23 protein-coding genes are annotated in these 22,953 nt (G+C 42.5%); 12 read left to right on the top strand and 11 right to left on the bottom strand.

Going from position 1 to position 22,953, the window contains the following annotated elements; genetic code table 11:
* Window positions 1-126 precede the first annotated feature (126 nt).
* Window positions 127-711, bottom strand: a complete 585-nt coding sequence (locus HWQ41_RS13885) for a PAP/fibrillin family protein (protein ID WP_292763543.1) — start codon at window positions 709-711, stop codon at window positions 127-129.
* A 244-nt stretch (window positions 712-955) separates the two neighbouring features.
* On the opposite strand from HWQ41_RS13885, the gene HWQ41_RS13890 reads away from it, so the two are divergent.
* Together HWQ41_RS13890 and mraY are read left to right on the top strand one after the other, a co-directional pair.
* Complete coding sequence (locus HWQ41_RS13890) at window positions 956-1,192, top strand: DUF3134 domain-containing protein (protein ID WP_292763544.1); 237 nt, start codon at window positions 956-958, stop codon at window positions 1,190-1,192.
* An 80-nt stretch (window positions 1,193-1,272) separates the two neighbouring features.
* On the top strand, window positions 1,273-2,379 hold the full coding sequence (gene mraY / locus HWQ41_RS13895) for a phospho-N-acetylmuramoyl-pentapeptide-transferase (protein WP_292763545.1): 1,107 nt from the start codon (window positions 1,273-1,275) through the stop codon (window positions 2,377-2,379).
* Window positions 2,380-2,748: 369 nt separating this feature from the next.
* On the opposite strand, the gene HWQ41_RS13900 is transcribed toward mraY, so the two are convergent.
* From HWQ41_RS13900 to HWQ41_RS13920, 5 genes are all read right to left on the bottom strand, one after another.
* Window positions 2,749-4,506 (bottom strand): diguanylate cyclase, encoded by a 1,758-nt coding sequence (locus HWQ41_RS13900; RefSeq protein ID WP_292763546.1) that lies wholly within the window; start codon window positions 4,504-4,506, stop codon window positions 2,749-2,751.
* Window positions 4,507-4,643: 137 nt separating this feature from the next.
* Entirely contained in the window at window positions 4,644-5,156 is a 513-nt protein-coding gene (locus tag HWQ41_RS13905) for a molybdenum cofactor biosynthesis protein B (protein ID WP_292763547.1), read from the bottom strand.
* An 88-nt stretch (window positions 5,157-5,244) separates the two neighbouring features.
* Entirely contained in the window at window positions 5,245-5,580 is a 336-nt protein-coding gene (gene psb28 / locus HWQ41_RS13910; RefSeq protein WP_292763548.1) for a photosystem II reaction center protein Psb28, read from the bottom strand.
* Window positions 5,581-5,684: 104 nt separating this feature from the next.
* Window positions 5,685-6,137: a D-aminoacyl-tRNA deacylase gene (gene dtd, locus HWQ41_RS13915; RefSeq protein WP_292763549.1), complete on the bottom strand. Its 453-nt coding sequence runs from the start codon at window positions 6,135-6,137 to the stop codon at window positions 5,685-5,687.
* Window positions 6,138-6,464: 327 nt separating this feature from the next.
* The gene (locus HWQ41_RS13920; protein WP_292763550.1) at window positions 6,465-7,556 is read right to left on the bottom strand and encodes a GTP-binding protein; all 1,092 of its coding nucleotides are present in this window, start codon (window positions 7,554-7,556) and stop codon (window positions 6,465-6,467) included.
* A 136-nt stretch (window positions 7,557-7,692) separates the two neighbouring features.
* On the opposite strand from HWQ41_RS13920, the gene cysS reads away from it, so the two are divergent.
* From cysS to HWQ41_RS13940, 4 genes are all read left to right on the top strand, one after another.
* Window positions 7,693-9,189 carry a cysteine--tRNA ligase gene (gene cysS, locus HWQ41_RS13925; protein ID WP_292763551.1) on the top strand — a complete coding sequence of 499 codons (1,497 nt, stop codon included), beginning with the start codon at window positions 7,693-7,695 and terminating at the stop codon, window positions 9,187-9,189.
* 10 nt (window positions 9,190-9,199) lie between these two features.
* The gene (locus tag HWQ41_RS13930) at window positions 9,200-9,565 is read left to right on the top strand and encodes a four helix bundle protein (RefSeq protein ID WP_292763571.1); all 366 of its coding nucleotides are present in this window, start codon (window positions 9,200-9,202) and stop codon (window positions 9,563-9,565) included.
* A 44-nt stretch (window positions 9,566-9,609) separates the two neighbouring features.
* A complete protein-coding gene (locus tag HWQ41_RS13935) occupies window positions 9,610-11,049 on the top strand; it encodes a TldD/PmbA family protein (RefSeq protein ID WP_292763552.1) in 1,440 nt (479 codons plus the stop codon).
* 106 nt (window positions 11,050-11,155) lie between these two features.
* Window positions 11,156-12,502, top strand: a complete 1,347-nt coding sequence (locus HWQ41_RS13940; RefSeq protein ID WP_292763553.1) for a TldD/PmbA family protein — start codon at window positions 11,156-11,158, stop codon at window positions 12,500-12,502.
* 47 nt (window positions 12,503-12,549) lie between these two features.
* On the opposite strand, the gene HWQ41_RS13945 is transcribed toward HWQ41_RS13940, so the two are convergent.
* The 4 genes from HWQ41_RS13945 to coaD all read right to left on the bottom strand — a co-directional run bounded on the left by HWQ41_RS13945 (window position 12,550) and on the right by coaD (window position 16,149).
* Window positions 12,550-13,197 carry a DUF4276 family protein gene (locus HWQ41_RS13945; protein ID WP_292763554.1) on the bottom strand — a complete coding sequence of 216 codons (648 nt, stop codon included), beginning with the start codon at window positions 13,195-13,197 and terminating at the stop codon, window positions 12,550-12,552.
* A gap of 2 nt (window positions 13,198-13,199) precedes the next feature.
* Window positions 13,200-14,726, bottom strand: a complete 1,527-nt coding sequence (locus tag HWQ41_RS13950) for an AAA family ATPase (protein ID WP_292763555.1) — start codon at window positions 14,724-14,726, stop codon at window positions 13,200-13,202.
* Between the two features lie 293 nt (window positions 14,727-15,019).
* Entirely contained in the window at window positions 15,020-15,688 is a 669-nt protein-coding gene (locus HWQ41_RS13955; RefSeq protein ID WP_292763556.1) for a DivIVA domain-containing protein, read from the bottom strand.
* Entirely contained in the window at window positions 15,598-16,149 is a 552-nt protein-coding gene (coaD, locus tag HWQ41_RS13960) for a pantetheine-phosphate adenylyltransferase (RefSeq protein ID WP_292763557.1), read from the bottom strand. The genes HWQ41_RS13955 and coaD overlap by 91 nt, the downstream gene beginning before the upstream one ends.
* A 393-nt stretch (window positions 16,150-16,542) precedes the next feature.
* On the opposite strand from coaD, the gene lgt reads away from it, so the two are divergent.
* The 6 genes from lgt (at window position 16,543) to HWQ41_RS13990 (ending at window position 22,181) form a co-directional block, all read left to right on the top strand.
* On the top strand, window positions 16,543-17,418 hold the full coding sequence (lgt, locus tag HWQ41_RS13965; protein ID WP_292763558.1) for a prolipoprotein diacylglyceryl transferase: 876 nt from the start codon (window positions 16,543-16,545) through the stop codon (window positions 17,416-17,418).
* A gap of 256 nt (window positions 17,419-17,674) precedes the next feature.
* Window positions 17,675-18,487 carry a precorrin-4 C(11)-methyltransferase gene (cobM, locus tag HWQ41_RS13970; protein ID WP_292763572.1) on the top strand — a complete coding sequence of 271 codons (813 nt, stop codon included), beginning with the start codon at window positions 17,675-17,677 and terminating at the stop codon, window positions 18,485-18,487.
* 139 nt (window positions 18,488-18,626) lie between these two features.
* Entirely contained in the window at window positions 18,627-18,980 is a 354-nt protein-coding gene (locus tag HWQ41_RS13975) for a phenylpyruvate tautomerase MIF-related protein (protein WP_292763559.1), read from the top strand.
* A gap of 78 nt (window positions 18,981-19,058) precedes the next feature.
* Window positions 19,059-20,153: a 23S rRNA (adenine(2503)-C(2))-methyltransferase RlmN gene (gene rlmN / locus HWQ41_RS13980; protein ID WP_292763560.1), complete on the top strand. Its 1,095-nt coding sequence runs from the start codon at window positions 19,059-19,061 to the stop codon at window positions 20,151-20,153.
* Window positions 20,154-20,810: 657 nt separating this feature from the next.
* Window positions 20,811-21,695: a class I SAM-dependent methyltransferase gene (locus HWQ41_RS13985; protein ID WP_292763561.1), complete on the top strand. Its 885-nt coding sequence runs from the start codon at window positions 20,811-20,813 to the stop codon at window positions 21,693-21,695.
* A 12-nt stretch (window positions 21,696-21,707) separates the two neighbouring features.
* Entirely contained in the window at window positions 21,708-22,181 is a 474-nt protein-coding gene (locus HWQ41_RS13990) for a hypothetical protein (protein ID WP_292763562.1), read from the top strand.
* A gap of 77 nt (window positions 22,182-22,258) precedes the next feature.
* Here the strand turns inward: HWQ41_RS13990 and HWQ41_RS13995 are convergent, their stop codons facing one another.
* Window positions 22,259-22,438, bottom strand: a complete 180-nt coding sequence (locus tag HWQ41_RS13995) for a replication restart DNA helicase PriA (RefSeq protein ID WP_292763563.1) — start codon at window positions 22,436-22,438, stop codon at window positions 22,259-22,261.
* Window positions 22,439-22,953: the final 515 nt, after the last annotated feature.

Raw genomic sequence — 22,953 nt, forward strand, 5'->3', positions numbered from 1 at the left:
CCCCAGAGGGGGCCCCACCTTCCCCACTCCCATACCACATCCCAAATTTAAAAAAGTATTAGACCCTACTTGACAAGGTACACGTTATAGTGTAACTTCGTTCCGAAACAGTATTTTTGCACAAACTTATGTTTTACTCAATACGAACACACTACCCTCGTTACCTCTGCCGATCCGCAGATCATTATCTATATAAGTGATATCTAACCAGCCTTGCTGTTTATCACTGTTTATTGCAACATCAATTGCCGGAAATTTTCTACCAGCTTCAATTTGTTGGATAAAAGTTACCGGAGAATTGTATTCTATTAAACGTTGTAAGCCAATAATAGAACGCTCAAATTTAACTTGGACACGCCGACCTGAAACTGGCTCAAATTTAGCAGCAATGCTGACTAATCCTTCCAGATAAGGTAAGCCATAAATCTCAGCTATGTTGTAAACACTGGTAGTTTCTACCCGGATACACTGATAGATTTGACCCAGTTTGCACAAAGGTAGACGATCTAAGTTTAAAAGAGCCTTGCTGGTGGTGTATAGTAATCGCCAATTGCCATCTAGCAAATTGTTAGCTTCCACCGGACGGGGTGTAGGATTAAAGTCTTCTAAATTGGCGATCGCAGCTAAGATAGCCTGTTTCTGTAGTTCAGTCGCCAGTAGACCGCGATTTGTATCAGCGATCGCATCTATAAGAGCCGCTTTTCCCATCATCGCCTGTCACCTCAAAAATCATTCACTTTCCATCAGCATAAACAAGATATTCATCGCCTATGTGTAGAGCCATAAAAATTACTAATAATCGCTTGACGTAAGCCATACGCCTATTAAATAAAAAAATTTCTATCTGAATGCGGATTTATCAACTAAAGGGTTGAAAAGATAACTAAATAAATCCATGTCAAGTGATAGACTCTAAATGTCAACTTACGTAAACCTTTTCTTGTCCTCACTCGATATGTTGAACTCTCCATTACGTGAAGAACTGCGTAACCAGCGAGCCGATGTCATCCCCCTAAAGCAACAGTCCTCTTTGTTGAACTGGTTGCAAACCAACGGTCGGATCATCGCGCGTGACATTCACGAACCGGATTTTCAAAATGACGAAGAAGGAATAGACTCCTTAATGGGTGTAGAAGATGGAATTGGCTACGACCTTGATGATGATGACGATATAGGAATCGCTGAGGATTAGCCTTTTCAGGCTAGGGACTTGGTAGTATCCCTAGTTCCTGGTATTCAGTTTTATTAAGTGTGGAGTGAAGGGAAACTTCTGTGGACGCTAAATTATCTTCTGAGCAAGGATTAAATATTTCTGGAATCGCTCTAGCCTCTTTATTAGCCGTAGGGTTAGGTACAACAGCATTTTATTTGGATTCGATCGCCAATAGGCTACCTTGGCAAAGTATGTCCTTAACCCTGCCACTATTATTGTGTGCGGTGGGTTCAGGTGTCGTGGGCTATTGGGTAATACCCTTACTTCAAGCACTTAAAACTGGACAAATAATTCGTGAAGATGGCCCCCAAGCCCATTTGAAAAAAGCAGGCACGCCAACAATGGGAGGTATATTTTTTATACCTGTAGGTGTGATAATTGCCTGCATATTGTCTAACTTTGCTACAGAGGTGATTGCAGTTTCGGCATTGACAATCAGCTACGGATTGATTGGCTGGCTCGACGATTGGCAAATTCTGCGCCGGAAATCAAATAAAGGTATATCTCCCCGAACGAAACTGGCTTTGCAGGTAGGTTTTGCGGCTGTGTTTTGTCTATGGTTGATGTTTAATCAACCTTCTAATAATATTACAAATATTGCTTTGCCTTGGGTGAGCTTCACACTACCCTTGGGATTCTTATTCTGGCCTCTAGCAGGTTTTGTGCTAGTTGCAGAAAGTAATGCGACTAATTTAACAGATGGTATTGATGGCTTGGCAGCCGGAACAGTAGCGATCGCACTTTTGGCATTAGGTGCTTTAATTGCACCTACAGCACCAGGGTTGATGGTTTTCTGTGCTGCTTTAAGTGGTGGGTGCTTAGGTTTCTTAGCCCATAATCGTAACCCAGCCCGCGTTTTCATGGGAGATACTGGTTCTTTAGCACTGGGAGGAGCTTTAGCTGCTGTAGCCCTATTGACAAATACCTTAGTAGCTCTGTTCATTCTCAGTGGTATCTTCTTCGTAGAAACTCTTTCGGTGATGGCGCAGGTAAGTTATTACAAAGCCACTAAGGGCCCTGATGGCAAAGGCAAGCGCCTCTTCAAAATGGCACCCTTACACCATCATTTAGAACTAACTGGCTGGTCAGAATTACAGGTGGTTGGAGTATTTTATGTCATCGCTGCTATATTGGCTGCTATCTGCTTGGCGCTCACTCCATTCTGAATCGTTTGAAAAACTGCTCGAATACAAAATGACAACTCCTACATCTTCAGGGAGTTGTTTTTTAGACAAAATCTATTCAGATATAGCCGTTTATCGTAAATCAAAGGGTTTAAGACCCCAACAATACAGGTAGCGCGGAGTCGGAGCCACTCCGCCTCCGATCATTTTCAGTCGGGGTTTAAATCGCCGTCTGAAAATGTCTTTAATTTTGAATTTTGTTAGCGTAGCGTTAGCGAGTCTGCGTTCGCTTTTAGCGTCTCGTAGAGAGCGTCATTTTGAATTTTGAATTGTTAATGTCTCGGTGTCAGGTTTAAATATTGGCGCAAGGATAGACAATTTTAAGGCATGTCGTTGAACTCAGAATCTCAGTCACTTTAGTGTTGAGAGTGTCAAATACTCCATAACCCGATTCTTCCCTGTTCGCTTTGCCTCAAGCATCGCTTGATCTGCCCGATTCAGAAAATCCTTAACTGTAATCCCTGGTTCTGATACAGCTATTCCAAAAGAAGCGGTAATGCTTTCGAGGATCTGATCGCCGTCCTTCAATTGCATTTGTTCAATATCTACCCTGAGTTGTTCTACTCGCTTCCTGAGTGTTTCCAGGGTCATATTAGGCATCACAATTACAAATTCTTCACCACCCCATCTGCAAGCAATGTCAAAAGAGCGAATAGATTTTAACAGCAGTTTTGCTAATCCCTGAAGAACAATGTTAGCAGTCAAATGCCCATAGCGCGAGTTGTAAGATTTGAAGTTATCGATATCAAGGAAAATAACACTCAGAGGTTGTCCCAACCGTTCAGCTTCCGCTAGCCTCTGTTCCGTTATGGTTTGCAGATAGTTTTGATTGAATAGTTGGGTCATCCCATCCCGCAAGTTATCATAGGCTAGACGTTGTTTTATCGATATATTATTCAGTGCAAAAGCTAAGGTTCTAGCAATAATCTCAGTAATTTGTTGGTCTTCGGGACTGATTTCTTCAGGCGCATAGATGTGTAAAATCCCAACTACTTCGCCTTGTCCAAACAATGGAACACACAAATGTGTGCCATTAACAGGCTGTATTAAGTGGCTGCACATCAGTCCTGAGTTCCGAGGCGATAAAAGGTTTAATTTCCCTCTCCGCAATGCCCAACACTCAGATTGTGAAAATATTTCTTTACTGCTTCTTTCACCTCCCCAAAGACTCTTGATCTCAACATAATTCTTGGAGTTAGCAATTATATAGATAGAACCACTCATATTAGAAAACAGCTTGGGACAGGTTAAAGCGACCACTTGATACACCTCATCTTCAGACTCGCAGGAATAAAGCATATCCGCCATATCTGAGAGATATATAAGTTCCTGTTTTTTTGCCTCTAATTTCAGTGTTTTTTCTTCTAACTGCCGATTTAGGTTAGTGAGCGATCGCTGTGCTTCTATGGATTCTGTAATATCGATACTGATCCCACCGACGCGGCAAGCGCCCGTTGCGTAATCGCTAAACGGAAACTTAAACGATAGCCAGTAGGACGGCTGATCATTACCAGGTATCTTTGCCTCTTCAATCAGCTTCAAGGGGCGTAGAGTCTTCAAAACGACTTGATCGTTTTCCATTATCCGCCGTCCCTCTTCTGAATCTGGCAAGAATTCACTATCCGTTTTTCCCAACCATTCTTGTGGATTTACCGAAAATCTAGACTGTAGCTCCTGGTTGTAGTAGAGCATTCTAGATTGCTCATCTTTGATATAGGCTGCAAACGGACTCTGATCTAGGAATAACCGTTGCATCTGCTGGCTGCGTTGAAGTTCGCGGATATCTTCTTCATATCTGGCGATCGCCTCTACAATTTGATAAGCGGTTGGCATCAGGTAGAGTAAGGCAGATAAGGAAATAAACGCCATTAAGTCGAGTACGCCTAAATGCAACAGGGACACTGCCGAATGTGGCTCAAAGACCGCCAGAAGGTGATGAAATCCGCAAAATAGTACGAATCCACCTGATAAGAAAAAGGCTAGCCAAAACTTAGAAGGGATAGTTGCCTTAGTTTTGGCAAAGAAAACCCCTATTACTATGGGGATGCCAAAGTATGAAAATGCAGTGATGCCGTGAGCAATTATGCAATTCCAGTAAATAGGCTCCATTGCTGATCTGATATTAACATTTCATCCGTTTTACTATAATTCTAGATAGGCTCAAGATGTAACCATAGAAGGTATAAGTTCAGTGCGTGATGTGTTTTTTTTACAAAAGTCCTCATGCTAACTTTCTGAAAGGCTGCTCATTTCAACCCCTGACAAACCTGACTTACCAAGTGAGTGAGTTCAGGTAAAATCAATTTTTCCATCGCCAGTCGCACAGCATTACTGGAACCAGGAAGCGAGAAGATTAATTTATTTTGATAAACGCCAGCAACAGCGCGAGATGCGATCGCCCGCGAACCAATTTCTTGATAACTTAAAAAACGAAATAATTCACCAAATCCCGGCAAGGTTTTCTCTAGTAATTTCTCAATAGCATCGTAGGTGGTATCTCTTGGTGCAATACCTGTACCACCATTGAAAATTACAGCATCCAAATTTGAGCTTTTACCCAGATTTTCTATCTGCTCTTGAATTTGTGTTGGTTCATCTTTGATAATCGTGTAGGCTCCTACAGCATGGTTAGCACCAAGGAGTAACTGCTGAATTAGCTGGCCACTTTTGTCTGTTTCAAAAGTGCGTGTATCGCTGATAGTAACCACAGCACAAGTTACTGTAATTCTAGGCGAGTCTGGATGGGGTTGTGACGTCATGGTGAAGTTGTTAAACCGCTATATAAAGTTATTAGTCCTTAGTTTTTGATTTTTAGGAAATAACTAATGACTAAGGACTAATTACAGCTTAAGCTTTGCTCAGTCCCAGATCGTTTTCTTCAGCATACCGTTCCATGAAGCGCATAAAGCGATCCCATTCTTGGGCAGATTTCATCACGTAAAGTGCTTCTAATGCTTCCGGTTTTCCGTTGACAAATTTAGCCTTAACTTCACGGGTAATTATCTCGCCTTCTTCGTCAATTAAGTACATCCCGGTAATATCTTCGGTGCTACTTTGATCTAAAATCTTCGGATTCGTAAAAATAAACGTCGCTGTACCACTGTCGCCAGAGCGCGATCGCGTCAAGCGCACCTCTGGAGTTACTTCTTCGTCAAGACCTTTAGAAAACTGGATTTTCGCCATGATGAATGAATTTAAACTTTTGTGATGGTTAATTTAATATTCTCTCATCAATTACAACACCACAGTCTAGAGGCTACTGTTATTCCTTTTTTGAGTGTATATACTTAAATTGCTTCTTTCTCCAGTAACAAAGTTACGGGGCCGTCGTTTTCAATTGTAACTTGCATCATTGCACCAAATTGACCTGTTTCCACCTGCAAACCGCTAGCTCTTAACTTGGTAACAAAACGATTATACAAATCTTCTGCTGATTGGGGAGCGGCTGAACGGTCAAAAGAAGGACGGCGACCTTTGCGACAGTCTCCGTAAAGCGTAAACTGACTGACTACTAACAAATCGCCGCTAATTTCTTGTACAGATTTTTGCCAACGGTCGTCTCCTTCCTCGTCAGGAAACAGCCGCAATTCCAAGCATTTACGCACCATCCAGTCGATTTCAGCATCAGTATCAGTATTAGCAATACCTACGAGTAAATTTAGCCCCCGCCCAACTTTACCGACAATTTCACCATTAACTGTAACTTGAGATGATTTAATTCGCTGGATAACAACGCGCATTTTAATCTAAACCTTCATCAACGTTTCAATTTTCCTTGCTGAAGGTCGTGCCCAAGAAGTGCGGCGTATAGCGATGAATTTGCTCAAAGAGGGAATCTCGGTGGAAATAGTGGCGAAAGTGACGGGGTTATCCGTGGAGCAGGTACAGCAGTTGCGAAGTGAAGAAACTGGTAATGCAGGGGAGTGAGGAAGCGATGTCTACGACGGGCTATTCGGCGTCGCTATTCTCTCATTTTCATTGCTCAAAATCGATGGCGGAGCCATTGGGAATGCATTCCCAGGTGGAACCTGGGAACGTACAGACGCGATTAATCGCGTCTCTAACTTTTATTTTCCAAAGCCTTTACCGCGAGAGGTTGAAGGTAGACAAATACAGTTTTCGAGTTGAGTAATTAAAGCCTCACGATCTAAATTTTGACCAATCAGCACTAGTTGGTTTTTCAATTTACCTTGCCATTCATCATCATCCAAGGTAAAGCGTTTACCGCAAAGGTGGAAAATATGACGCTTCGGACTTTCATCAAACCACATAATCCCCTTCGCCCGGAAGATATTTGTGGGTAGCTGGTTATCTAAGAAATACTGAAACTTCCTAATAGAAAAAGGCTTGTCACTTTGGAAAGATATGGAAGTAAAACCATCATTTTCTAAATGGTCAGAATGATGGTGATGCTCATGGTCATGATCGTGATGATCATGACCGCATGTTGAGTGATCATGATCATCATGATCGTGATGGTCGTGGTGATCTACCACTGTGTCAAAATATTTATCAGACTCAAACAGACCAACACTCAGAATTAAAGGAAGTGGCACTTGCGATCGCGTGGTGCGAATAATTCTTGCTCCTTCCTTAACTTCGTTAATTTTTCTTTCTAACTCCTTCAAAGTGGCTTCATCAACTAAATCAGTCTTGTTCAGCACAATTACATCACCATAGGCAATCTGGCTGTATGCTGCCTCAGAGTTAAATAAATCTAGGCTGTAATTCGCCGCGTCTACCACGGTAATAATCGAATCCAAGCGGGTTAAATCCCGCAATTCTGTGCCCAGAAATGTTAAAGCTACTGGTAGCGGATCTGCCAATCCAGTTGTTTCCACTACTAGATAATCTAGATTTTCTTGGCGTTCTAAAACTTTGTAAACTGCATCTACCAAATCATTATTAATAGTGCAGCAGATACAACCATTATTTAGCTCCACCATGTTCTCACCAGTGGAAACAATTAGCTCGTTGTCGATGCCAATTTCGCCAAATTCATTCACGAGAACAGCGGTTTTCAAACCCTGTTGATTGTTGAGGATATGATTAAGTAAAGTCGTCTTGCCACTACCGAGGAAACCCGTAATAATTGTTACTGGCATTCCTTGTTTGGGCGTATCCATTGCGGAAGATTCGGGTGTAACTGCTGATTGCATAGCGCTGTTATCAAATGTCAAAAAATAGTAATGTAGCGCAGATAGTCCAGAAAACATTAGCATAGGGATGCTGGACTGTCATCCCAGCTGCCTTACCCTATTATTACGTATCTCTCTATTTCAGCATTACTCTGTTATGACCCTAACCCTTTACAATACCCTCACCCGTCGTCAAGAACCGTTTGAAACAGTCGAACCAGGCAAGGTTAAGATGTATTACTGCGGCGTGACGGTGTACGATTACTGCCATTTGGGTCATGCTAGAGCTTGCATCGTTTGGGACGTAGTGCGCCGATACCTCCAGTTTATCGGTTATCAAGTGCGATATATCCAAAATTTTACCGATATTGATGACAAGATTCTGAATCGAGCCTGTGTTGAACATTCATCAATGGAAGCTGTAGCCGATCGCTTTATCAAAGCATATTTTGAGGATATGGCGCGGCTGGGGATCAAAGAAGCTGATGAGTATCCCCGCGCTACCCATACGATGAATGGCATTCAACGGTTAATTCATGAGTTGGAAAATAAGGGTTTTGCCTACCCTGCTGACGGCGATGTGTATTATGCAGTACGAAAATTTGCTGAGTATGGCAAGCTTTCAGGACGCAAGTTAGAAGATATGCAAGCGGGGAAAAGCGATCGCGTCAACATAGAAGATCCAGAATATCAGAAAAAGAAAGACCCCTTTGATTTTGCTTTGTGGAAGGCAGCAAAACCGGGAGAACCAGCTTGGGAATCACCTTGGGGCGCAGGTCGTCCGGGGTGGCATATAGAATGCTCGGCAATGGTGCGCGATCGCCTGGGTGATACCATAGATATTCATACTGGTGGTGCTGACTTAATTTTTCCCCACCACGAAAACGAAATTGCCCAATCTGAGGCTGTGACAGGAAAACCCCTAGCGCGTTATTGGTTGCATAACGGCATGGTGAAGGTAGATGGTGAAAAAATGTCCAAATCTTTGGGCAACTTTATCACTATTCGAGAATTGCTGGATCGAGGAGTTGACCCGATGGCGGTGCGGTTGTTCGTACTGACCGCTCAATATCGTACACCCATTGATTTTACCGATGAAGCGATCGCCGCAGCAACCAACGGTTGGCACACCATTAAAGAAGGTTTACTCTTCGGCTACCAATACGGTAAAAAACTAGGTTGGGATTTAGGGACTGGGGACTGGGGACTTGGGACTGGGAATATCCCAATACCCAGTACCCAATACCCAGTACCCAATCGCTATGTTGAACGCTTCCAAGAAACTGTGAATAATGACTTTAATTTTCCTGGTGGATTAACAGTGCTGTTTGAATTAGCCAAAGAAGTGCGTCATCAGAGAAACATTCTTGTGCATGAAGGGAAAACCGAAACATCACCAGAGGAGTTACAGCGTCAATGGCAAACTCTTGTCACCTTAGCTGAAGTTTTAGGTTTAGAAGCCGAGATAGAAACAGAAACTTACACAAGTAGTGGTTTAAGCGATGCGGAAATTGAGGCGAAAATTCAGCAAAGGCAACAAGCACGTATTGCCAAAAATTTTGCCGAAAGCGATCGCATTCGTGACGAACTCCAAGCAGAAGGTATTACGCTAATTGATAGCCGTGATGGCACGCGCTGGCATCGGAATAATTAAATTCAAAATGATGAACAACCACAAACAAATCACTGAGAGAACATTTGAATTTTCTGTTCGCATAATTAACCTTTGTAAGGTACTCAATGAAAGTTCTGGAGTGGGGCGAACACTCTCGCAACAGTTACTAAAGTCTGGTACGTCGATTGGAGCAAACGTTGAAGAATCGCAATCGGCACAAAGTACAGCCGATTTTGTTCACAAGCTAGAGATTGCTCTAAAAGAAAGTAGGGAAACCAAATACTGGCTAAGACTTCTAATTGCAACTGAGTTGATTTCCGAAGACCGTCTACTGCCAATTTTGGGGGAAATTAACGAGTTAATCAAAATCATTGCCACAATAGTTGTCAAAACCAAACAAAATAGTCAACAATAACTTCATGAATTTTGAATTTTGAATTTTGAATTTTGAATTGAATTATGTGGTCTGAACTCAAAAAAGCGATCGCTAGTTTCGATATTCCCGCTGATTGGATTGGTATTAGAGCCGTAAAAGAGACTTCTACTACCCGTTTAGTGCGTGATGCCTTACCCCAACTAAACGGCAAATCCTTCACTGTCGGAGCCATGCTGGAAGTTTTGGTCAATGGTTGTCTGGGTTATGCAGCTACTAACTCTCTGGAATTACCGTCTCTACAATCTGCTGCTCAAACAGCCTATAAACAGGCGCTAGCAGCTAGTGAATGGTGGATACATCCCTTCAGTGAAAGTGAGCGCCCTAAAGTCGTTGGTGAATATAAATCTCCATTTCTTGAGCCATTGGATGCTCTAAGTCCGGGAGAAATCAACGATTTACTGATTCGTATTTGCCAAAGGCTCAAAGTTGACGACAAGATTGTGCAAACCATAGCCAGTGCCAGCACAACCGAGAGAGAATCTTGGTTTATTAGCAGCAACGGCTCAGAAGTCTATCAAAAAATTCTATCTATAGGCACTAATTACGGAGCCACTGCCCAAGATGGGGCGATTGTACAGCAGCGCAGCAACAACGGCTCGCAAGCAAACTGTTACCAAGGCGGACTCGAACTTTTAAAACAAAAAGACTTATGGCATCGGGTGCAGCAAATAGGCGAACAAGCAATAGAACTCTTGACAGCAGAAGAATGCCCAACCACCCGTACCAATTTAGTTTTAGCCCCAGACCAAATGATGCTGCAAATCCATGAAAGTGTCGGGCATCCCCTAGAAATTGACCGAATTTTGGGAGATGAGCGTAACTATGCTGGTGGCAGTTTCGTTAATAAAAATGATTTTGGCAACCTAGTATATGGTTCGCCACTAATGAACATTACCTTTGATCCCACCGTGCCTGGTGAATTTGCCAGCTATGGCTTTGATGATACGGGTACTGTAGCAACACGGGAGTATTTGGTTAAAGAAGGTGTACTCCAACGGGGTTTAGGCAGTCTGGAGAGTCAAGCAAGAGCAGGTCTACCAGGAGTTGCCTGTGCCCGTGCTTCCTCATGGAATCGACCAGCGATCGATCGCATGGCTAACTTGAATTTAGAGCCTTTAAACGGCACTTTTGAAGACATTATTGCTGGGATAGAACACGGCGTATTCATGGAATCTAACCGATCTTGGTCAATTGACGATCGCCGCTACAAATTCCAATTTGGTTGTGAGTACGCTAAATTAATTGAAAACGGTAAATTCACCAAAACCCTCCGCAATCCCAACTATCGCGCCACTACACCAGAGTTTTGGCATAGTTTAATCCAAGTAGGAGATGCCACAAATTGGCAAATGTATGGTACTCCTTATTGTGGCAAAGGAGAACCAAATCAGGCCATTTGGGTAGGACATGGTTCACCTGTTTGTGTATTTGCTAATGTCGAAGTTTTTGGTGGAGGAACTTGAAAAAGTACAAAGTTATGAGTTAGGAATTTTAAATTAAAAGATTATTTAACTTATAACTCATAACTTTCTCCCCCCTTTCCCTATTCATTATGAATATTTAATATCGATGAAAATTGAGGAATTATCTGCGTTAGAAGTCAGCTTTAATCAACTGATTGAAACTCTTCTGAACAAAAAAGCAGAAAGTGAACAATTCACTGTGAGACTCGGCAGTGAAATAAGTCAATTTACTCGTTTTAATCATGCAAAAGTGCGGCAAACTGGTTGTGTTGCTGATGGTTGGATAGAACTGACTTTGATGAAAAATCAGCGCAACAGTGTTCGGCAGTTTCCCTTTACTGGAAATTGGGAGGTAGATTGGCAGTTAGCATATGCTGCTTTGCAGGAACTACGTGATGAACTTATTCTATTACCCATCGATCCATATCTAGTTTTGCCATCAGGAAATAATACCAGTCGAGAAATACATTCTGGGAATTTATTGGTGGCGGAAGCAGTAGTATCAACTGTGCTAGAACTAGTTGCTGAATTGGATTTTACAGGAATATATGCAGGGGGAGTGATAATTAAAGCTTATGGTGATTCCAACGGACAGAAACACTGGTTTGCTACTGATTCTTTTACATTAGATTATTCTCTATTCTCCACATCGGCACAAGCAGTTAAGGGTACATTTGCAGGGAGTGATTGGGATAAATCTGTATATATAGCCAAAATTAGCGAAGCCAAAAAGCAACTAGAATTGCTTGCTCGCCCAGCTAAAGAATTACCACGGGGACAGTACAAAACGTATTTTGCACCAGCTGCTGTTGCAGATTTATTAATGATGCTTTCTTGGGGATCTGTGAGCGAAGCTGATATTCAGCAAGGAAACAGTTCTTTAGCTGCTTTATGGCGTCAAGAAAAACAACTTTCGACTGCATTTAGTTTGAAAGAAAACTTTCAACGGGGATTAGTACCACGATTTAATGAATTGGGAGAAATAGCAGCGCCAGAGTTACCTATAATAGAAAAAGGAGATTTGGTAAACACTCTGGTGAATTCTCGGACTGCTAAGGAATATCAAAAAACTGCCAACGGCGCTAATAGTTCAGAGACTTTACGAGCGCCAGAAGTGAGTCCGGGAAATTTAGTATTTGAGCAGATTCTTCCGAGTTTAGATACAGGATTATATGTATCAAATTTGCATTATTTGAATTGGAGCGATCGCCAAACTGGTAGAATCACAGGCATGACCCGTTATGCTTGTTTTTGGGTAGAAAATGGAGAAATTATTGCCCCCATTGAAAACTTACGTTTTGACGAAAGTCTCTATCGCTTCTGGGGAGAAAACTTAGTAGATTTGACCAATTTCCAGGAATTCATACCCGAAGTAGGTACTTATGAAAGTCGTCAACTTGGAGGTAGTTTAGTTCCCGGTATGCTGGTGGAAGATTTTACATATACTTTGTAATGATTTCATGCAAATATCTTTTGGAGATGTAAAATTTTGCATCTCTATTAGGAACACCAACCTTGTGTTTTTATAACTTGTTGAATTTCAGTTTCCAGTAATTGAAAAGCAGACAAAGCTCTTAGGGGTGAAAAGTCATCAATGAGTTCAGCTAATCGGTGTACACGTTCGTTAACCGAGAATTGCTTTAGCCGCCGACCTGTCAACTCACTAGCTTCGCACAGAAGTCCATAGAGAATATCTTTTGGATTAGGTAGTTGTTCAAGTCTACGGATATCTGGCAGTTTTAATGGCTGACGCCCACGAGGATTACCTGCCGCTTCCCGTAAAGCTGCTTCGTCAAATAAGAGCCACGCTTCCTGCATACGTACCGGAATCACACAAACATGAGGTGGTACTAGTACTGGTTTTTTAACTGCTTCTTCTAGCGCTTCTAAGATTTCCGTTATACGTTTTTCGCGTGGTTCTCTTTCTGCATCTCGGTGGATAAACAAGAGATCACAAGGATAGAGTTCTAAGCTGTTGATAATACGTGGTAATAACTTTTTCGGTGGTTTAGGTAAGCGTCGCAAATCCGCCCAATTAGACTGGATAGCACAATCAACCAGATTTGCCCGTAATAACCAGGTGAGGATAGGCATCAGTGCTTTATCTGAACTGCCGTCTGACAGCAAAGTGTAGCAAAGTTCTTTCATGCCTATTCAGTAGGAAAACCGGGAATTAGTGGTTGAAGGTCAGTTCTATCCACAACTCGACGTTTTTTGGGTTGTATTGGTTTTGATTGCTGGAGATTTCCTACTTTTCCATTACTCTCAGGCTCTGATTCACCAAGTACTACCGGATTCAAGTAAGCAAGTAATTTGTTTTTGGGTACAACATTCATGCCTTCTGGGTCTTTCTGTCGCCAAGTGTCAGGTAGACAAGCAAACGATACTCGCTTAAATCGCTTCCCAGAATCTACTGTTTCCTTTAATTCAGCAACCAATAGGCTGTCGTCAGGTACTTGCATAACTACTGAAGGTGAGTGAGTGTTGATGATTACTTGACGAAGGGGGTTATCTATCCCAATAGGTTCATCAACATCAGTAGCAATGTCTTGAAGTAGTTTGAGTATTTTGAGAATACGCTCTGGATGAAGACCGTTTTCCGGCTCTTCTATACACAAAAGACCTTGTGCTTGAGGGTCTAATTCGAGAACTGCTAATGCCAAAAAGCGCAGGGTTCCACCTGATAGTGCCCTTGCTGGATGTGATGTACTGTCTTTGCCAGTAACTATTACCGTCAAAATTTCACGTCGTTCATCCCGGTCAATTCCTACTTCACCTACATCATCAATCAGTTCTGCCAGCCGATTCGCAACTTGGCTGTAAACCTGTGCTTCCGCCTGATCATCTGACAGTCCATTTATGGGATGATTTTTGTTGATCCGTGCCAAGTGATAGAGTGTTGCAGCTAAGTGAGAACCATCCATGTCTAATTTTGTGGGCGATGTAAATTCGTCTGGCTGCCGTAGTGCTGAAGGTTCTAACTGAAGTAGCCGCCAGGATTGCATTTCTCTTCGCGCCAGCAGCACCGTTGGACTTTCCGCCGCATTAGCCACAGATAGCACGGTTCGGGGAAGATTCATCGCTAACCGAGACAAGGGTTTTCCATTCCTCCCGTCTTGATGTAGCTTAATTACTGTCTTTCCTTTGTCATCCTCGGTTGAAATGAATGGTGAAGTTCGTCGCCCCTTAACTGCTGATTTACGCCACTCAACACTGTGAGGAAACAATAAGTTTTTCTTGGCATCACCAAGATTGATGTGAACTAACTCCTCTTTAATGATTTTCAGAGAACCTAAAGACCGCAAGCCATCATCTGGTCTGTAAGCGAGGATGATAGAGTAGCGAAGAAAAGTAATACTAGCTTCCGCCTTTTGCCCTAGATCGTCTACACCCTCTTCTGGTACAATCATCTCGGCATCAAAGGACATTTTATCTGCATACTCGTCACCAACGCGGTGAAACAGACTACGTACATCAGCTGTTCGACCTCCTTCATCTCGCACAGATAAGGCAGCTTCAATTAGTTGAATATCGGCGATCGCACTTAAAAATTTAATCGCATCAAATAAGTTAGATTTACCAACCCCATTAGCCCCGGCTACACAGGTAAATGGCCCGAATTGGACATCAACATTGACGAGGTTCTTAAAACCAGAAACTTTCAACCTAGTTAGCATAATATTCCTCTGTTGGCAGAAAATATTGTAAATGTGCCAAGCAGATGTGGCTTACAAACAGAGTAAATCTCCTTCTTCTAGTTTGACTGTACAACCTGAGAAATTTTGAGTCTCGTTAGATAAAACCTGGTTATATCCTGATACTCGCAACTAGCTCAATCAGCTGTCACGCCTCTAGGAAAGCATATTTTGTATAAACGGGATGTGTATATTGCATCTCTATGAGAATAAATGCATCAAACCATCTTTATACAACCCCGTCAGCCCAAACTGGTAAATGCTAGGACTACAGTTTATTTTTTCTTGCCAGGAGGTGAATTGCGCTGAGTAAGGTTATCAATTTGCAATTGTTGCCGTCCGTTGGTGATAATTCGCAACATCTCTTTGAGATCCTGCTCAATATTTCCCAAAACGCCATCGGCATATACATCAGCACCATCTTCAATTTCTTGAGCCTGAGCGATCGCAGTTTGTCGCATTTGCTCTAACTCTTGCTGACAAGCATACCGCTTGCGGTCAATCTCGGCGAGGGTTTCTTGCATTATTCCCTCACACTCTTGTTGCACTTGTCGCCGCAGTTGTTCAGCTTCTTGTTCTGCCTGGTGAATAATATTGCTTTCAGCTAAAATTTGCGCTCTTTTTGCTTGTGCGGCCTCAACAACCTGCTGCCCATACTCTTCTGCTTCCAGCAGAATTTCTTCCTTTTGTTCCAGAATCACTGCTGCTTCTTGAAAAAGTGATGGTAAAGCCAGCCGAATGTAATCAAGCTGATCGAGCAACTTTTCTTCATCTATGAGTGTGCGTCCCGTCAGCGGAATCCTGAGACTAGAGAGAACCATTTCCTCTAGGCGGTTGAGTTCCTGCTGAATATCTATGGTTCCCGATCCACTGAGATACTCTTGAGGGGGGGGATTGTTTCCGTTGAGATTGGGTTCAACATTGGAGAGTTGTGATTGTAGCATTGGTATATATCTAGGGCAATGTGTGGGGGAACGAGATGATCGATAGAACCACCAAACCTTGCAATCTCTTTTACCACACTACTACTTAAAAAACTATACTCATTTGAGGTTGCGAGAAAAACTGTTTCTATTTGGGTAGAAAGAGTTTTATTGGTGTGAGCCATTTGCAGTTCCACTTCAAAATCTGACACAGCCCGTAAACCTCGGAGTAAAACTTGTGCTTGCCGTATTTGGGCATAGTTGACGGTAAGACCATCAAAGCTGTCTACTTCTACATTCGGTAAATGTTGTGTAGAATGACGGATCTGATCTAGCCGTTGCTGCACACTAAAAAGTGGCATTTTGTTAGGGTTCCGCAGTACAGCGACAATCACCCGCTCAAACAGCCGACTACCGCGCCCGATGAGGTCAAGGTGTCCCAAGGTGATGGGGTCGAAGCTACCAGGATAAATAGCAATCACAATTTTAGATATATCAAAGTTGTTTAGGTGATTATATCGAAACCGTTTTGTGTAACTTACTCAAATCTACCATCTTGCGCTTTGGGTAAGAATGTTAAAGCTAATTTCATGTAAATAGACCACACTGTAGGGGCACAGCAATGCTGTGTGCTTACAACAGATGTGGTTCAAATAAATGAAAACTGCTGTAAACTCAATTGTTCTGGTGGCACAAGTTATGCTCAACTAGGCGTTAGGAACTAGACTCCTAAATATGGATGCTGGATTTTTACCTACGTCTTCACAATTCTATTGTGGTAGATTCAAGCGTAACTCCCCAGTATTCGAGATGCAAGAAACTCCGTACTTAGCAAAGTGCGGGGGTAGTTAACGAACTTTTCTAGGTAATTTTTCATGGCACTGGATTTTTCCACCTTGCCCTTGGCGTTTCAATTTACTTCTCCAGGATCGATTCTGCTGAAAATAGGGCCATTAACTATCCGCTGGTATGGCTTATTGATTGCCACAGCAGTATTAATTGGCGTCATCCTTTCCCAGGAATTGGCAAAGCGCCGTAATGTTAATCCTGAGTTGCTAGGCGATTTATTCTTTTGGTTGTTGATTGGGGCAATTCCTGGCGCACGGCTATATTACGTTTTTTTTGAGTGGTCAAAATATGCCCCAACTCCAGGAAAAATCTTCGCTATCTGGGAAGGAGGTATTGCCATTCACGGAGCAATTCTTGGTGGCGTTTTGGCTGCGTTAATCTTTGCCAAAATCAAGCAGGTTTCTTTCTGGCAACTGGCAGATTTAGTAGCGCCTTCACTGATTTTAGGGCAGGCGATCGGACGTTGGGGCAATTTCTTTAATTCTGAGGCTTTTGGCGCTCCTAGTGATTTACCGTGGAAGCTATATATTCCAACAGACCATCGTCCTCTAGAGTATGCTAGTTTCGATTACTTTCATCCCACCTTCCTCTACGAATCTCTGTGGGATTTAATGGTGTTTACGCTACTAATAACGTTGTTTTTCCGGTCTTTATCCGGTAAGCCACGCTTGAAGGTAGGTACGCTGTTTCTAGTTTATTGGCCAGCTTACAGCTTAGGACGCTTGTGGATTGAAGGCTTTCGCACTGATAGCTTAATGCTGGGGCCATTACGGATGGCACAAGTAGTCAGTAGTCTAGGAATTTTATTGGGATTAGTTGGATTAGCTTGGCTTTACTTACTCAGACGCCCTTTACCCGATGTAGTTCCTACTCCTAAGAGTAATGGGGAGATTGGGAGATGAGGGGAGTGCTGAGTGCTGTTAGCGGATAGCTATGGTTTAGCCCGTGCTGAGTGGGGAATCTCACTTCTTTACTCAGGACTCTTAACTCGGAACTGTTTTGCGCCATACCCAAAAAATAAAAAATGCCCCAGAATATTCTCTAGGGCTTAACCAGGGTGCATCTACCATTACTCTCTACTAGGGAAAGAGGGTGAATCCGGAAAGATACTGAGAAAATACCAAAAAATTTTTTGGAGGGATTGCGGTGTGTTCTTTTATAAGTGAATATACAGAAAATCACAGCTATAAAAAAACACTATATGCTGTAGAACCATCTGTGTACATTGTCGGAGCAGGCCCTGGAGATCCTGATTTATTAACAGTGAAGGCGCAGAAACTACTGGCTGCTGCTGATGTGATTTTATTTGCTGATTCTTTAGTACCCGAACAGATTTTAGAACTTTGCCGAGAAGATGCGGAGATAATTAGGACTGCGAATCAAACTTTAGAAGAGATTTTGCCGATTATGATCGATAGGGTGCGATCGCAGCACAAATCTCTAGTCCGTCTCCATTCTGGCGATCCCAGCCTCTACAGCGCCATCCACGAGCAAATGCACCTCCTAGCGGAGGCAAATATCCCTTTTGAAGTCATACCAGGTATCAGCGCCTTTCAAGCGGCGGCTGCCAAACTCAAAATAGAACTGACTGTCCCTGGTTTAGTCCAAACTATCATCTTGACACGCATCAGCGGACGTACAGAAGTCCCCGCCACTGAAGAATTAGCCTCTCTCGCCGCACATCAGGCTAGCCTCTGCCTATATCTCAGTGCGCGTCACGTCGAAAATGCCCAAGCTAAACTACTCGAACACTATCCAGCCGAAACTCCCATTGCGATTTGCTTTCGCATCGGATGGCCCGATGAAAAAATCAGGGTTGTCCCCCTTAATCAAATGGCAAACTGCACTCATCAAGAAAAACTAATTCGCACTACACTTTATATAATCAGTCCAGCACTCTCGACAGCAACAGGGCGATCGCGTTTATATCATCCTGAACATAGTCATCTATTTCGCTCATCTGATCACTAAATGTTGGGGCATTGGTTATTTTCCCCTGCTCCCACTCCCCACTCCCTACTCCCCATCTCCCTAATCTTTGTACTCTGTACCTCTACGTTTCGATAAACTTAACAATGTAAATAAAATCCAAAATTCTAATTTCGGTACTATGCCTTTAATTAAAGTGCAAACTTCTGCATCTGCTCCTGAAAAAGCTGAAATTGAGTCAATGCTTTTAAACCTATCAGCCAAGTTAGCGAAACATTTGGGAAAACCAGAATCCTATGTAATGACTGCTTTTGAACCGGGAATCCCCATGACCTTTGCAGGGAATACAGACCCAGTTTGCTACATTGAGATTAAGAGCGTTGGCACGATGAAGCCAGACCAAACCGCAGCAATGAGTCAGGACTTTTGCCAGCAAATTAACCAAACTCTAGGTGTGCCGAAAAATCGCATTTACATAGAGTTTGCAGACGCTAAGGGTGCAATGTGGGGCTGGAACAGCACAACCTTTGGTTAATTCACCGTCTTCTTTAGTCAAGACTAAGTTAATCTGGCAGGTGTAGTATAGAGATCCAGCATCAACTCGTGATTTTTTATGTCTGCTACGCCTCTTGTATCTCAGGTTGACTTACACAACCCAGGAAAATCAGAATTAATCCCTCCCCTACTAGGTGCCACCGTTGCGGAGTTAACTACTTGGGTACAGCAGCAGGGACAACCTGCTTACAGAGGAAAGCAACTGCATGAATGGATCTATGATAAAGGGGTGCGATCGCTAGCTGATATTTCTGTCTTCCCCAAGCAATGGCGGAAAGAATTAGCAGAAATCCCGATTGGGCGCTCAATTTTACATTACCGCTCTGTGGCACCCGATGGTACGGTGAAATATCTTTTACGATTAACAGACGGGCAAATTATTGAAACTGTTGGTATCCCCACCTTTGCAGAAAGGGGAGAAGGCCCAAAAGCCCGTCTGACAGTTTGCGTCTCGACTCAGGTGGGTTGTCCAATGGCGTGTGATTTTTGCGCTACTGGTAAAGGTGGCTACAAACGCAACCTAGCACGCCATGAAATTGTCGATCAGGTGTTAACTGTGCAAGAAGATTTTCAGCAACGGGTTAGCAATGTGGTGTTTATGGGACTGGGTGAACCGTTGTTGAATACTGAGAATGTCCTAGCAGCCCTGAAATGCCTCAATCAAGATGTCGGTATAGGACAGCGATCGCTGACAGTTTCTACAGTTGGTATTCGCGATCGCATCCGTCAGTTGGCGCAAAACCATTTGCAAATCACTCTTGCTGTTAGTCTCCATGCACCCAACCAAGCACTGCGGGAAAAACTCATCCCCAGCGCCCGCGCTTATCCTCTAGAAGATTTACTGGCTGAATGTCGGGAATATGTGGAAATCACTGGACGTCGCCTTACCTTTGAATATGTTCTCCTTGCTGGTGTTAACGATTTGCCAGAACATGCATTGGAACTTTCAAAATGCCTGCGAGGATTCCAAAGTCATGTGAATTTGATTCCTTACAACCCCATCCAAGAAGTAGACTACAAACGCCCCAACCGCGATCGCATTCAAGCATTTGTCAACATCCTCAAGCAGCAAAATATTGCTGTTAGTGTCCGTTATTCCCGTGGTTTAGAAGCTGATGCTGCTTGCGGGCAACTAAGAGCAAGTAATAATTAAACCTCTTGCACTCAGTAAACTTAATTACTTTGACCTCACACATACCTGGCAATACTGCTAGGTTAGCGACTGACAAGAAATAAATTATCCATCTTGTGGGGTGGCCCGGAAAGCCCGCCCTGAATATGGGACGCGTGTTCGCGTAGCGGCACGTAGTGCGGACACCCATCCCACAAGAAAATTTGGGATGTTTTTTTATTTGTCAGTCCCTTAAGAAATTTCAGGGTTCGCTCAGTTTGTAGCGAACTGAAGCAGGATATTAATAGAGCAATACTAAATTGTGAAAAACTTGCATTTTAGCCATCTAAACTTCACCAAAATAAGCAATATTTCCTTGTAGAATGTAATTAATGCCGAAAACCAAGGCAAAATTATCTGGTTTGTAAACCACGGTCGCGTCAAAACTAGCAAGCCTTCTTACAGGTCAAACGGGAGTCCACGTTTTGTTAAATCTGCTGAAAATAACGGATGTCCAATGGCTAAAAGATTCAGAAACATATTAATCATTAGTAGGGTGGGCTACCCCCGAATTACGCTTGGGGACTGTTGAAGCCGTCTTCCTTGGATGAAGCAAGAAGCAGACCCTTTGAAGCTTGCTTTAGTTGAATGACTAACTTTAAATAAGTTTAGCCAAGTTCTATATAGCAGGTGATAGTTATGCCAACTTCTTCATATTCAGTTCTAAGACCTTATATTGCTGCTGATTTGAGAGTGGATTTAGATAAACAAGATATCCTCAATTTTCCTATTTCTACTTCCAGTCCAGCCATCAAAGCGAATAGTTATTACTTTGGGCATCCAGAATGGGCAAAAAACTATTTTGAAAACTGTCATCGTGATGAACTGTTCAAGTCCTGCTGGGAAGCGGCTACGGGGAGTTGGGATCATAAAATTGTTGTAGACATTGGTTGTGGGCCGGGCAATTTGTATGCAACGCTTGGAGGAAAACCACAATTGTTAATAGGTGTAGATATTAGCTACGGGGCATTGTCTATGGCTCAACGTCTTGGCTATATACCAGTGCTTGCAGATGCCCATCAACTTCCTTTAATTTCTAATTTTGCTGATATCGTAGTACTTAATGCTACACTGCACCACTGTGAGTACATGGACATCGTGTTGAAGGAAGCAGCACGTTTAGTCCGTCCAGGCGGCATCCTAATCACAGACCACGACCCTCAGTTAACTGCCTGGAACTTCCAAGGATTAGGTTTGTGGTTATGGAACTTACGCTTAGGGCTATATCGGCTAATCAAACGAGGAGGTCATACCTCACCAGCAGAGCAAACTTGGGGACTAGCAACTGAGGTTCATCACCGACCTGGGGATGGAGTAACGCCAGAGCTTTACTACAAAATTCTGGAGCCACTTGGCTTTAGTGTCAAGGTTTATCCCCACAACCATACCTGTGGTGCAGAAGTATTGCAAGGCAATTACGGTGAATCTGACAAGAAGTATCGCTTGGCTCAATACTGGTCTGGTATCAATCCTAATTCACCACAAGCGGCCTTATCACTTATGTGTATTGCCACACGCCATTGATCAAATAGTTGTATGTTGAATCGCTCATTGATGCTTAAATTATGGTTATTAGTGATTGTTGTTGCAAAAGCTTTGGCGATGAATTCTCCTGCTTATGGAGAAATAATTCAGACGAATCCTCCGCAACCTGAGTCTTTTCAAGAAAGAATAAGACAACAACAAGAGGAACAAACTCAGCAAACACAAGAGCAATTTCAGGAAACATGGCTACGGCTACACTTTCAAGAACCACAACAACAACAACAACAACTGAAAATACAACAGCAAGAATTTTCACGACAACGGCAAGAACTCAGACGCCAGCAACAACTGAGACTACAACAGCAAGAAACGAGACTACAACAGCAAGAATTTACACAACAGCAACAACTCAGACTACAACAGCAACAACTCAGACAAGATCAAGAATTTAGACAACAGCAAGAATTGAGATTAGAACAACAGAGACGACAGCAGGAACTCAGACAACAGAAGGACAACCTATGAAGTGTTCCAAATTTATGATAAATAACTTTATTATTAAAAATTAGAGAAAACATTCTCCAATTCTTAATTTTTATTATCTAGCGGTGTGCGTAAATGCCAGGGGCATAAGCCTCAATGACTTTGCCAGTACGAGTGCAAGTAATCATCAAGTAGTCACAACTTGGGCATTGTGTCCGAGTTAATTGACTATCAGAAATATAATAACGCTCCGCGTGACTGCCACAATTTGGGCAGTAAATCTTTTGTACTGTCTGCATTTTAAAACCTCTGGTTGTAATTATTTTTTACTTAGTAAAGCTACAAGTTAAACCAGGAAAAATTTTGGTTCAACCCAACTTAACAAACTGCCGTAATATTGGTTGATTATTTTAAACGAAATTTCAAGTCTGAAAACTTTTCGATATCTTTATCTATTATCCTAAAACTTAGGTGATTTTACCCTCCTACTTTAGATACATAAATTATTTTTTAATTAAATACTGCTTAGAGATTTATTGATCCCTATGATTAATGCCTTGAGAGAGCCTTATTTATAGTCATTTCAGACGACTACAAAAAAAGCCGTTCTTGTATTCAAAAATTAAACCAGGAAAATTACTGTATCTTTAGTAACAAAATTTTTATCTTAAGATTTAGTTAATATTTGCTGACAATATTTATCGAAACAGAATTCAGGAGTCGGGAGTCGGGAGTCAGAATTCAGAATGAATTTTGACCGAAAAAGCGGATAAGATTAAATTCTGGTGAGATAATTACCAACATCAAATAAATC

The organism is Nostoc sp. NOS(2021) (assembly GCF_017115025.1).
In the GTDB taxonomy this organism is placed as follows: Bacteria; Cyanobacteriota; Cyanobacteriia; order Cyanobacteriales; family Nostocaceae; genus Nostoc.